At 72.9% G+C, this 12,511-nt stretch carries 7 protein-coding genes and 2 pseudogenes; 6 read left to right on the top strand and 3 right to left on the bottom strand.

Annotation, left to right across the window (positions count from 1 at the left end):
• The first annotated feature begins 106 nt into the window (after nt 1-106).
• Nucleotides 107-1,228, top strand: coding sequence for an ATP-grasp domain-containing protein (locus ACZ60X_RS34205; RefSeq protein WP_469606963.1), 1,122 nt, complete (start codon nt 107-109; stop codon nt 1,226-1,228).
• 93 nt (nt 1,229-1,321) lie between these two features.
• On the opposite strand, the gene ACZ60X_RS34200 is transcribed toward ACZ60X_RS34205, so the two are convergent.
• The 3 genes from ACZ60X_RS34200 to ACZ60X_RS34190 all read right to left on the bottom strand — a co-directional run bounded on the left by ACZ60X_RS34200 (nt 1,322) and on the right by ACZ60X_RS34190 (nt 6,543).
• Entirely contained in the window at nt 1,322-4,366 is a 3,045-nt protein-coding gene (locus ACZ60X_RS34200; protein WP_469606961.1) for a glycoside hydrolase family 38 N-terminal domain-containing protein, read from the bottom strand.
• Nucleotides 4,367-4,435: 69 nt separating this feature from the next.
• A complete protein-coding gene (locus ACZ60X_RS34195) occupies nt 4,436-5,773 on the bottom strand; it encodes a 6-phospho-beta-glucosidase (RefSeq protein WP_469606958.1) in 1,338 nt (445 codons plus the stop codon).
• Nucleotides 5,770-6,543: a DeoR/GlpR family DNA-binding transcription regulator gene (locus ACZ60X_RS34190; RefSeq protein ID WP_469607145.1), complete on the bottom strand. Its 774-nt coding sequence runs from the start codon at nt 6,541-6,543 to the stop codon at nt 5,770-5,772. Before ACZ60X_RS34190 ends, ACZ60X_RS34195 begins: the two co-directional genes overlap by 4 nt.
• Before the next feature lie 133 nt (nt 6,544-6,676).
• On the opposite strand from ACZ60X_RS34190, the pseudogene ACZ60X_RS34185 reads away from it, so the two are divergent.
• From ACZ60X_RS34185 to ACZ60X_RS34165, 5 genes and pseudogenes are all read left to right on the top strand, one after another.
• Nucleotides 6,677-7,330, top strand: a pseudogene (locus ACZ60X_RS34185) (carbohydrate kinase family protein); the annotation flags it as partial.
• 2 nt (nt 7,331-7,332) lie between these two features.
• Nucleotides 7,333-7,986: pseudogene (locus tag ACZ60X_RS34180) on the top strand (extracellular solute-binding protein); the annotation flags it as partial.
• 124 nt (nt 7,987-8,110) lie between these two features.
• Entirely contained in the window at nt 8,111-8,863 is a 753-nt protein-coding gene (locus tag ACZ60X_RS34175; protein ID WP_469606956.1) for a DUF4981 domain-containing protein, read from the top strand.
• Between the two features lie 58 nt (nt 8,864-8,921).
• Complete coding sequence (locus ACZ60X_RS34170; RefSeq protein WP_469606953.1) at nt 8,922-10,748, top strand: LamG-like jellyroll fold domain-containing protein; 1,827 nt, start codon at nt 8,922-8,924, stop codon at nt 10,746-10,748.
• Nucleotides 10,749-10,776: 28 nt separating this feature from the next.
• Nucleotides 10,777-12,456 carry a histidinol-phosphatase gene (locus ACZ60X_RS34165; RefSeq protein ID WP_469606950.1) on the top strand — a complete coding sequence of 560 codons (1,680 nt, stop codon included), beginning with the start codon at nt 10,777-10,779 and terminating at the stop codon, nt 12,454-12,456.
• The last annotated feature ends 55 nt before the right edge of the window (nt 12,457-12,511 follow it).

The raw sequence follows: 12,511 nt of genomic DNA, 5'->3' as shown, positions 1-12,511 counted from the left end.
GTCGCCCCAACCTCCCTTTTCCCAGGGTCCGTTCGGTGTCCCTTCCTTTCTCCTGCCCGGGCCCGGGCTGCTGCGCCCTGCCCGAATCCCACGAAAGGCGGCCCGCATGCTCTCTCGCGTACGCGTCTGGCTCAACCGCACGTACGCGGAGAACGTCTTCTTCATGGAACAGCTGCGGAGAAATCCCAGCGACCGCGCCGTGGAGATCCATGCGACGCACGCGGATCCCGACTCCCCCGTGCTGGCCGCCGCCGACACCGCCGGCCTGGAGCCGGAGGGGCTCTCCCCGGCCGCCTACGTGGAGTACGCCCTCGACCAGTGCGCCCGGCGCGGCATCGACGTCTTCGTGCCCCGGCTGCACCAGGCGGCGATCGTGGCGCACCGCGGCGAGTTCGCGGCGGCGGGTACCGCACTGTTGGCGCCGACGCGCGAGGCGGTGGCCGTCTTCGAGGACAAGGCGACCGCGTACGAGGCGGTCCGCTCGGTGGGCGTGCCCGTGCCGCCCTGGTGGCGGGTGCGCACGGCGGACGAACTCCTCGCGGCGGTCGACGAGTTGGAGACGTCCGGGCACACGGCGTGCCTGAAGCCGGCGGCCGGGGCGGGCGGGGTCGGCTTCCGGGTGATCACGCGGTCCCCGTTCTCGCTGGCCCACCTCGCCGGCTTCCCCGGCCCGTACGTACATCTGGACCTGGTGCTGCAGGCGCTGCGGCGGTCGCAGGAGCCGGTGGACTGGCTGGTGATGCCGCGCCTGGAGCAGCCCGAGGTGTCCGTCGACGTGCTCGCCGGGCCGGACAACCGGGTGAGGCTCGCGGTGGGCCGCACCAAGAACGGCCGCCGGCGCGGCTTCACCCTGGACGAGCGGTGGCTGGCCCCGGCCCGGCTGATCGCGGAGGGCTTCGGACTGCACTACCTGTCCAACGTCCAGTTCCGCATGTACGGCGACGAGCCGGTGCTGCTCGACGTCAGCACGCGGCCCGCCGGGGGTCTGCACCAGCTGTCGCTGTGCGGGGTGAACGCCCCGTGGGCCGCGGTGCGACTGGCGCTGGGCGAGGACCCCGGGGTCGTCGAACCGCCGTTCCTCGGGCAGGACTACACGGTGGTGTCGGGCCCGCGGCCGCTGCTGCCGACGGCGTTCCCTCGGCAGAGGGCAACGGAGGCCGGGGTCGCGCTGCCGGTGGCCCATGTGCCGGTGCAGGCGGCGTCCACGGCCGGGGTACTGCCCCTTTAGGACGTACGCCGACCGCGGGCCGCCCGTGGTCGCTCCCGCCGCTCCCCGTGCCCCTGCCCCTGCGAGGCGGAGGGGCAGGGGGAGGCCGACGCCTCAGCGTGCGACGGCCAGCCGCAGGGTCCGCACCTCGAAGGGCCGCAGGGCGACCGGTACGGCGTCGCCGTCCGTCTCGGCCGGGGCGAGCGGGCGTTCCAGCAGGTCGGTGACCTCGGCACGGGCCAGCGGGAACCCGGTGCGCAGGACGCCGCCCGCGCGGCCGCCCCGGGACTCGTAGAGCCGGACCACCACGTCCCCGGAGCCGTCGTCGGCGAGCTTGACCGCCTCCACGGTCAGGCCCTCGCCCTCGGCGGTGACGACGGGCTCGGGCTCGCCCGCCGAATCGGCCACGCGCAGCGGCAGATTGAGGGCGTAGCCCTCGGCGACCGCGTCCTCGATGCTCGCGCCGGGCAGGAGGGCGTAGGTGAGGTGGTGGCTGCCCTGGTCGGCCTCGGGGTCGGGGACGCGCGGGGCGCGGACCAGGCTGAGGCCGACCGTGGTCGTCGTACCACCGTCGTCGCGCACGGCGCGGGTGACGTCGTGGCCGTAGGTGGAGTCGTTGATCACGGCGACTCCGTAGCCGGGTTCGGCGATGTGCACCCAGCGGTGGCCGGGGACCTCGAAGCGGGCCGCTTCCCAGGTGGTGTTGGTGTGGGTGGGCCGCTGGACGTGGCCGAACTGGATCTCGGCGGACGAGTGCGGGGCGCGGATGTCGACCGGGAAGCCGGCCTTGAGGATCTTCTCCGTCTCGTGCCAGTCGATGTCCGTCTCGATGTCGACACGGGCGCTGCCGGCGCGGACGGTGATCGTCTGGGTGATCCGGGAGCCCTTGCCGAAGGCGCGCACCACGCGGAGGGCCCCGACGAGGGGGGTGTCCTCGACCACGGTGACCGAGTCGGTCTCCAGCAGGTCGGTGTAGCGGTTGCGGTAGTGTTTGTCGATGTCCCAGGCGTCCCAGTAGTTGGGGAGGTCGGTGTGCAGGCGCAGCAGATTGCCCGGTCCGGCGAGGACTTCACGCTCCGCCCGTAGATCGTATACAGACGACAGTGTTCCGTCGGCTGCCAACTGTACCCGGACGAGCCCGTTCTCCAGGGTGCGTCCGCTCACCGTCACCGGGTGCGGGGGCTCGGCGGGGGCGAGGGGCGCGGAGCCGTTCGCGGGTACGCGTACGTACACCGGTGCGCCGTCGGGGGTGCGGACCACCTCGGCGCGGTCGCGGGGGCCGGTGTTGAAGACACGGGGGGCGCCGGTGCCCAGGGCGGCGATCGCCTCGCCGGTGAGCGCGTTCAGCTCCCGCGCCACCCGGGCGTATTCGGCCTCGGCCTCGCGGTGCACCCAGGCGATGGAGGAGCCGGGCAGGATGTCGTGGAACTGGTGCAGCAGGACCGTCTTCCACAGCCGGTCCAGCCGCTCGTACGGGTAGGCGTAGCCCGGCGCGTGCAGGGCGGCCGTGGTGGCCCACAACTCGGCCTCGCGCAGGAGGTGTTCGCTGCGCCGGTTGCCCTGCTTGGTGCGGGCCTGGGTGGTGTAGGTGGCGCGGTGCAGCTCCAGGTACAGCTCCCCCACCCAGACCGGGGCGTCCGGGTACTCCTCGCGGGCCTTGGCGAAGAACGCGTCGGGGTGTTCGATCTCGACCTTCGCCGAGCCCTCCAGGTCCTTGAGGCGGCGGGCGCGTTCCATGATCTCGCGGGTGGGGCCGCCGCCGCCGTCGCCCCAGCCGAAGGGGGCGAGGGAGCGGGTGGCGCCGCCCTTCTCGGCGTAGTTGCGCACGGCCCGGGACATCTCCTCGCCGCTGAAGCGGGCGTTGTAGGTGTCGATGGGCGGGAAGTGGGTGAAGATCCGGGTGCCGTCGATGCCCTCCCACCAGAAGGTGTGGTGGGGGAAGGTGTTGGTCTGGTTCCAGGAGATCTTCTGGGTGAGGAACCAGTCGTTGCCGGCGAGCCTGGCCAACTGCGGGTAGGCCGCGGTGTAGCCGAAGGAGTCCGGCAGCCAGACGCCCTTGGTCTCGATGCCGAAGTGCTCCATGAAGAACCGTTTGCCGTGCACGAGCTGGCGTACGAGGGCCTCCCCGCCGGGCAGATTGCCGTCGGCCTCCACCCACATGCCGCCGACCGGCGCCCACTGGCCCTTCGCCACGGACTTCTTGATCCGTTCCCACACGTGCGGGTAGTTGTCGCGGACCCACTCGTACTGCTGGGCCTGGGAGCAGGCGAAGACGAACTCCTCGTACTCGTCGGCGAGCGCGGTGACGTTGGAGAAGGTCCGCGATGTCTTGCGCTTGGTCTCGCGGATCGGCCACAGCCAGGCGGAGTCGATGTGCGCGTGTCCGACGCCGGAGAGGATGTGCGCGCTGGCGTGGGCGGGCTTGGCGAGCACAGGGCGCAGGGACTGGCGTACGGCGCTCGCCGAGCCGGGGACGTCGTCCAGGTCGAGCAGGTCCATGGCCCGGTCGAGGGCGTGCGTGATCTCGTGCCGGCGCGGGTCGTGCTCGCCGAGTTCCCGCATGAGTTCGCGCAGCACTTGCAGGTCGAGGTCGAGGTGCCAGACTTCCTCGTCGAGGACGGCGAGGTCGGCGCGGCGGAATGTATACAGTGGACGGTCGCCCGCCGTCCGCGGATCGCCGAGCGGGGTGGGTGCGGTGAACTCGTTCGCGAGGATGTCCGGGTTGGACGCGGCCTCCACCAGATAGTCGACCGCCTCGCCGCCTGCCGCCGGGTTCGCGACCGGCACGTACTGGTTGAGCGGGTTGACCGCCTTCAGCGGGGTGCCGTCGGTGCGGTGCACGAGCGCCTCGGCCTGGTTGCCGGGCCAGTCGCCGGTGAAGCCGAGGTCGATCACGGACTCGACACGCCTGCCGGACCACTCGGCGGGCACCTCGCCGCGCATCCGGAACCAGGTCGTGCCCCAGGGCGGGCCCCAGGGGGTGTCCATGGCGAAGGGCGCGTACGAAGCGGCCGCGGCCTCCTCGAAGGAGACCGGCTCCCCGGGCGCCTGCCAGGCCGCCACCTCCAGGGGGACGCGGGCCGCGTAGATCGCGGGCTTGATGCGCTGGTCGTGGAGGCGGGCGACGCGCTCCTCGATACGGCGGCGTTCGTCGTGCATGGCGGTCTCCAGGAGGGAGCGGTGAGCAAGGGAGGGGACAGAGGGACGGAAAGCGCTTTCTCAGTCTGCTCACCTAAGGTACGCGAGGCCAGGATGGACCTCGGCGTAGCCGTCCACCAGTCTGCGGGCCACACTGACCGAGTCGACCAGCGGATGCAGCGCGAAGGCCTTGACGGCGGTCCGCCGCGAGCCGGACTCGGCGGCGGCGAGCACCTCCCGCTCGACCGCTTTGACCGAACAGACCAGCCCGGTGGCGTGGCCGGGCAGCGGGGCGACCGAGACGGGGTGGGCGCCGCTCGCGTCGACCAGGCAGGGGACCTCGATGACGGCGTCCCCGTCGAGCGCCGACAGCGTGTGGCCGTTGCGCACGTTGAGGATCAGCGTGGTCCGCTCGTCGCGGGTGATGGCCCGCATCAGGGCGAGGGCGACCTTCTCGTAACCGCCGGACAGGTCGTCGGCCTCGCGTTCGCCGGCCCCGGCGCTCTCCCGGTTCTCGGCCATGTAGGTGGCCTCGCGCTCGGCGCGGGTGCGGTCCCACGCGGCCAGGGCGGAGCGGTCCGGACGCAGGGCCTCGGCGTAGAAGCGGGCCTGCTGGTCGCGCAGGAAGGCGCCCCGGGTGCGCCCGGCCTGCCGGTAGGCGTGTACGGCTTCGCGGTTGAAGTAGTAGTAGTGCAGGTACTCGTTGGGAATCGCGCCGAGCGACTGGAGCCAGTCGGTGCCGAAGAGCCTGCCCTCCTCGAAGGAGCCGAGCAGGGCGGGGTCGGCGAGCAGGCGCGGGAGTTCGTCGCGTCCGGCGACGCGCAGGCCCCGCACCCAGCCGAGGTGGTTGAGGCCGACGTAGTCGACGAAGGCCTGGTTCGGGTCGGCGCCGAGGACACGGGCGATCCGGCGGCCGAGGCCGACGGGCGAGTCGCAGATGCCGATGACGCGGTCGCCGAGGTGCCGGGACATGGCCTCGGTGACCAGTCCGGCCGGGTTGGTGAAGTTGATGACCCAGGCGTCGGGGGCGAGCCGGGCCACGCGCCGGGCGATGTCGACGGCGACGGGGACGGTGCGCAGCCCGTAGGCGATGCCGCCCGCGCCGACGGTCTCCTGGCCGAGGACACCCTCGGCGAGCGCCACCCGCTCGTCGTTCGCCCTGCCCTCCAGGCCGCCGACGCGGATCGCCGAGAAGACGAAGTGGGCGCCGGCGAGGGCCTCGTCGAGGTCGGTGGTGGCGGTCACCCGGGGCGCGTCGGGGACGCCGGCGGCCTGTTCCTCCAGTACACGGCAGACCGCATACAGTCGACGGTCGTCCAGGTCGTGGAGTACCACGTCGGTGACCCGCCCTTCGGCGCGGTCGGTCAGCAGGGCACCGTACACGAGCGGCACACGGAATCCGCCGCCGCCCAGGATCGTCAGCTTCACGTCTGCACCCTTCCCCGGTCGTCCGCCAGGACCACCTCGACTCCGGCTTCCCGCAGGGCGGCCCCGGTGGCCGGGTCCACGGGCGCGTCCGTCACCACCACGTCCAGCTCCTCGGATCCGCAGACCTTCGCCATGCCCGTGCCGGGGAACTTGGCGGCGTCCGCGAGCAGGACGACCCGGTCGCTCGCCGCGATCATGGCCCGCTTGACCGGCACCTCGACCACCGCCGTGTCCATCACCTGCCCGCCGGGCCGGATCCCGCTGGTGCCGAGGAAGAGCCAGTCGGCGTGCAGCTGACGGAGGTTGTCCTCGGTGAGGAAGCCGACCAGCGAGCGGTACTCGCGGCGGACCATGCCGCCGAGCAGCACCAGCGCGACGTCCTCGTCGTCGGCCAGTTCCTCGTAGACCACGAGGTTGCCGGTGATGACGGTGAGGCGGCGGCCGTGCAGGTGGCGGGCCAGCCGGTGGGCGGTGGTGCCGATGTCCAGCAGGACCGACTGGCCGTCGGTGATCATCGCCGCCGCGCGGGCCGCGATGGCGTCCTTCTCGGCGACCCGCACCTCGGCGACCTCGGCGAAGGGCTGGTCGCCCTCCTCCACGACGGCACCGCCGTGGACGCGGGTGAGCAGGCCGCCCTCCTCCAGTTTGACCAGGTCACGCCGGACGGTGGCCGGGCTGGCCCCGAGCTGCTCGGACAGCTCGGCGACGGAGGCGGGGCCGCCGGAGCGCAAGGCGCTCAGGATGCGTTGATGTCGTCGTTCTACCAGCACGGCATGCACCGTACTCGTCATCTCCGCTCACCATCATGCTCGTTTTTGCTCGACTATCGAGCAAATCTGCGGAGGCGCGCACGACTCCGTGCACCGGTGTGAAGAGTTCCGACGAGAGGACGTCTTCGTGTCCGTGGACGACGAACGGCCCGATGTGCTGCTGGCCGGGCTGCTCTTCTACGACCTCGTCCTCACGGGGCTGCCGGGACCGCCGGTGCCGGGCGAGGAGATCTGGACCTCCGGCATGGGGTGCGGACCCGGCGGCGTCGCCAACCTCGCGGTCGCCGCCGCCCGGTTCGGCCTGCGCACGTCGCTGGCCACGGTGCTCGGTGACGACTTCTACGGCGCCTGGTGCCGGGAGGTGCTGGCCGGACAGGAGGGCGTCGACCTCACGCCGTCCCGCACGGCGCCCGGCTGGCCGACCCCGGTCACCGTCGCCCTCGCCCTGCCCGGGACGCCGGGTGCCGACCGCGAGCCGGGAGCGCCGGGCGCCGACCGCGCCCTGGTCACCCATGGCCAGGGACCGCCGTACTCGCAGGACGAGTTGGTGGGCGACCCGCCCTCCGCGCTGGTCCATCTGGAGACCGAGGCGCCCGCGTGGCTCGGCAGAGCCGCCGCGCACGGCACCCGTGTCTTCGCCGACGTGGGCTGGGACCCGACCCGGCAGTGGTCGCGGGACACGCTCGACCAGCTCGCGCTGTGCCACGCCTTCCTCCCCAACGAGACGGAGGCGACGGCCTACACGCGGACCGGCAGCGCCGTCGCCGCGCTCGGCGCGCTCGCGGAGCGCAGGGCCCGAAGCGGTACGTCGACCGGGAACGGCACTTCATCGGGGACCAGGAGCATGTGCGGACCGCCTGGGACCGGGCGGTGGAGGCCAAGCGGCGGCGGATCGTCTCCGACCTGGTCAGCGGCACCCCCGACCAGTGGTCGGCCGTACAGGACGGCAAGCTGCCGAGCCAGCTGAACGCCTCCTGGGCGACCAACGACATCAAGACCGGGGTGCCGAGGACGAAGGGCCGCTGGCGGGTGGCCGCCTGTCCCGGCGGGCCGTCCGACATCGGCGGCTCCTTCCTCTCCGTCACCAGGGCCTGCCGGGAGCCCGAGGAGGCGTTCCGGATCACCTCCTGGGTGCTGGACGCCGCGAACCAGGCAGGGCTTCGTGGACGCGGGCCTGTTTCCCTCCACCCGGCCTCGTACGGCATGAAGGCGCTGCGCGAGCCCGATCCGTTCTTCGGCGGCCAGATCACCACGGACGTCTTCGGACCGGCCGCGCAGCGGATCCCGGTCGCCTACGACAGCCCGTACGACACCGCGCTTTCCCAGCCCGTCAAGGACGAGATCAAGAGCGTCGGCGTCCTCAGCAAGGACCCCGAACGGGCCTGGAGGGACGCCATGCACTCCTGCCGGCGCATCGCCAAGCACCTGGGGGTGAGCTACTGATGGCCACCGCCCTCGACAAGCCTTGGCCGGCACTCAGGGCGACCACTGCGCGGCCACCGAGTCCACCCCGGCTCTTCAGGGCGGCTTCATCCTGCGGTCCCGGGACCACGGAAGGGTGCACCGCGTGAGCGACGGAAGACCGGCCGGGCGCGCGGGTGCCGGGCCGTACGAGCACCAGGACAACCCGGCGGCGGTCCGTGTCCGGTGCCACCGGCACGAGGGCGTCGTCCTCGCCAACGACCACTATGTGCGCGGCCTCGGCGGGCTGACGGCGACCTGGGAACTGGTGCGGGCCGACGGCCGGATCCTGACCGCTCCGGCCGAACTGCCGGATCTGCGGCCGGGCGAGACGGCGGCAGTCCCCCTGCCCTTCCCGCTCCCCCGGGACGGCCACGACGCCTGGCTGACGCTACGGCTGGCGACGGCGGCGGACACACCGTGGGCACCGCGCGGTACACGCCTGTGCACACCGCGCCTGCGCCTGCCGACACCGGCCCCACCTGCCGCCCCCGCCGGCCCCGCGGAGAGCGAGGACACCACACCGCCCGAGGGCGCCGTACGACCCCGCGGCGCCGTTCGGCTCGGTGCTGCCGCACGGCCCGCAGGACCGACCGTGCCGGTGCAAGCCGCACCGCCCGAGCCCAGCCCACGGCCCAGGACCGCCACCCCATCCGAAGACGCCACCCACCCCGAGGTCACCACACAACCCGAGCGCATCGCTCACCCAGAGGCTGCCGCACAGCCCCCGGCTGCCGCGCAAGCCCAGGACGCCCCGCGGCGCCTGACCGCCGCACCGTCCGAACCGGCCGCACCGCCCTCCCGTCGGGCGCCGTCCACGAGTCGTCGTCGGCCGGGCCGGGCGCTGCGTGCCCTCTGACGCCGACAGCCGCCCCCTTCCCGCGTCCCACTCATCTCATGACCTCTACGGAGCACACGTGTGTACGTCGCATGACCCCGTCCGGGGCGAGGCCGCGCAGGCCGGTGCCGGGCGACGCAGCTTCCTCAGGGCCACCGCGCTGCTGGGTGCCGCGGCCACGGCCGGGGTCGCGGTGCCGGCCGTCGCCGACGCGGCACCGGCGGGCGGTCGGCGGCCCGATCCGGAGAGCCGTCGATTCACCCTCGCGGTGATGCCCGAGACCCAGTACCTCTTCGACGGGCCGAGCATCGACCCGGCGCCCGTGGAGGCCTCGCTGCGCTATCTGCTGGAGCACGGCAGGGACGAGAACATCGTCTTCCTGTCCCACCTCGGCGACCTCACCCAGAACGGCGCCGAGGCGGAATTCGCCGCGATCGGCAAGGCGTTCGGGATCCTCGACCGCAAGGGGGTCGGCTACAGCGTGCTGGCCGGCAACCACGACGTGCGGTCCTCCACGGACGACCAGCGCGGCCCGACGCCGTACCTGGACACCTTCGGCCCACGACGCCCCAGGAACACGTCCACGTTCCTGGAGGCCTCCTCGGACGGGTACAACACCTGCCATCGGTTCCGGGCGGCTGGACGCGCGTGGCTGGTGCTGGCGCTGGACTGGCGGCTGTCGGCACAGGGCTACGCGTGGGCGAAGGACGTGCTCGCCCGGCACCCGAAGACGCCCGTCATCCTCACCACGCACGAACTCGTCGTGGCCGACGACCAGTTGTCGGCATACGGGCAGCAGCTGTGGGACCGGCTGATCGCCGAGCACGACCAGATCTTCCTGACCCTGAACGGGCACTACTGGCCGGCCGCGCGGGCGGTGCGCAAGAACGCGGCGGGCAACGAGGTGCACCTGCACCTCACCAACTACCAGAACCGCTACTTCGGCGGCGCGGCGATGATCCGCCTCTACCGCTTCGACCTGGACCGGAACGTCATCGACGTCGAAACCGTTTCCCCGTGGATCCTCGGCCGGGCCAAGAAGGGCCTGAACGAGCTGGAGCGGCAGGAGATGGAGCTGAGCGGCGACGCGGACCGCTTCTCGGCCGGCGTCGACTTCGCCGACCGTTTCTCCGGCTTCGCCCCCGTGCCGGCCCGCCCGGCGCGGCCCGCGGCGACGATGCTGGTACCGGGGACGGCCGCCTACTGGCGGTTCGAGTCACCGGTCTCCGGCACCGTCCGCGACCTGTCCGGCCGGGGCAACGACCTCACCCTGGTCACGGTGGGCAGCGGCTCGCTCGGCTGGTCCGCCGACCACCACCCCGACCAACCCGGCCACGGCAGCCTGGAGTTCCAGGGCTACAAGGCCCCGCTGAAGGGCGCGTACCTGCGCACGGTCGACGGCGCGCCGCTCAACTCGGCCACCTTCGAAAACGGTTACACCATCGAGGCGTTCTACCGTCTGCCGGCCGACTGGGACCCGGCCCACCACGCCTGGTCGGGCATCGTCAGCCGGACCGGAACGGGCGGCGCGGCCGGCAAGACCGCGGACGATCCGGACGAGCCGCTGGCCACCCTGTCGCTGTCGAACGACCGGGAGCCGCAGTGGGCGATGCGTCCGCTCAACCAGGAGGGCATCGCCACCAACTGGGGGCAGGAGACCCCGCTGGAGACCTGGTGGCACCTCGCGGTCGTCAACGACGGCAGGCACACCACCCTCTATGTGCAGGGCTGCCCGGTCGTCCGCAACCCGAAGGCGCCGGCCGTCGGGATCGCCTCCGTCGGGCTGCCGTGGCTGCTCGGCGGCTACACGTACGCCGGGAAGATCGACCAGATCCTGCACGGCCGCCTCGGCGACGTCCGCGTCGTCGCCCGCGCGCTGCCCGTCACCGCCTTCATGACCCACTGAGCCACCGACCCCCGCCGCGAGGATCTTCGTGACCGAGCAGCAGCTCCCCGTCTGGGCCGACCCGGCGGTCTCACCCGCCGAGCTGGACGCCCAGGGCCTTTCCCGACGCCGACTCCTCGCAAGCGCAGGCCTGTTCGGGGCGGCCTTCACCCTCGGGCCGGCGGCGGCGCCCGCCCTCGCGGCCGACGCCGGCGGCGCACGGCTCGGCGGTGCCGATCCCCACCTCGCCTACCTGGTCGGCGACCACCACGTGCACTCCGTCTACAGCCACGACGCCAAGTACACCTTCTCCCAGCAGGCCACCGCCGCCGCCACGTACGGCCTGGACTGGATGGTGTTCAACGAGCACTCCAACGTCGGGCACGCCCGCTACGGCGCCGCGCTGGAGCACCAGGAGATCCTCAGGGCCCGCGCCGAGAACCCGCGCCAGCTGATCTTCCAGGGCCTGGAGTGGTACATCCCGGCCGCCGAACACGCCACCGTGTTCGCCGCGCCCGGACCGCACGAGGTGGACCTGCTCACCCGGTTCGAGCTGGCCTACGACGGCAAGCTGCTCGGCTACGACAAGGGCGGCGCCGCCGACCCGGACACCGCCCGCAACGAGGCCCACGCCGTCAAGGCCCTCCGGTGGCTGGCGGAGCAACGCCGTTCGGGCTACGTCGACGACGTCCTGGTGCTCGCCAACCACCCGTTGCGCCTCGGCATCGACTCCCCGCACGAGCTGCGCGCCTGGCGCGACGCGGCCCCCGAGATCGTGGTCGGCATGGAGGGCGCACCCGGCGCCCAGGGCGCGGCGATCCCCGGCCGGCGCGGCCCGACGTCGATCCGGGGCGAGTACGAGAACAAGCCGTCCGCGCAGTCGTGGTCCGGCTACCCGGCGGGCGCCTACCTCACCTACGGCGGCTTCGACTGGGCGACCGCGACGGTCGGCGGGCTGTGGGACGCGCTGCTGGCCGAGGGCGGACTGTTCACGATCACGTCCAACTCCGACAACCACCGCACGGTGTTCGACACCTGGAAGAACGGCGACTGGGCGCCCGGCCGGAACTTCGACAACACCGGCCGGCTGCCCGACCCGGTGCGCACGGACACCGCGCGGCCCGGCAGCGACTTCTGGCCCGGCGAGTTCAGCCGCACCCACGTCGGCGTGACCCGCTACGGCTACCGCGCGGTGATGGCGGGCCTGCGCGCGGGGCGGGTGTGGGTCGACCACGGCCATCTGCTCGACGGGCTCGACGTCCGACTGAGGCGGGAACACGACCGCAGCCCGGGCGTCACGCTCGGCGGGCGGCTGCGCGTCCACGCGGGCGAGCGGATCACCCTGTCCGTGACGGTGACGACCGCCTCCCGCCCCAACCCCCACGGCATCCTGCCCGGGTTGGCGCACGTGGACGTGATCCGGGGTGCCGTGCGCGGCCCGGTCACCGACCGGGACAGCTGGCGCGCACCGGACACCAGGGTCGTGCACTCCGCGGACGTCGGCGGCCGCACGGGCACCTACACCCTGCGCGTGCCGCTCACCGCCGGCGACGAGCCGTTCCACGTCCGCCTGCGCGGCAGCGACGGCAACCGGCAGGGAACCGGTTACCTGGGCGCGGCCGTGGACCCGCACGGGCCGGTCCCGCACGAGCCCGGCGAGGGTGACCCGTGGGCCGACACCTGGTTCTACTCCAACCCCGTCTTCGTGGATGTGACCGCAGGCCGGTGACCCCACGTCCGTTGAGGACACCGGATCCGCACCCGCGCCCGCTGACCCGGCGGCC

This window comes from Streptomyces sp. NPDC104106, from assembly GCF_055584345.1.
Note: the sequence above shows the minus strand (reverse complement) of the source record. Positions and strands in the feature narration are given on the sequence as shown.

Excerpts from the sequence above, each read along its gene's own strand:
- ACZ60X_RS34205 (WP_469606963.1), top strand. The coding sequence starts at position 107 with ATGCTCTCTCGCGTACGCGTCTGGCTCAACCGCACGTACGCGGAGAAC.
- ACZ60X_RS34200 (WP_469606961.1), bottom strand. The coding sequence starts at position 4,366 with ATGCACGACGAACGCCGCCGTATCGAGGAGCGCGTCGCCCGCCTCCAC.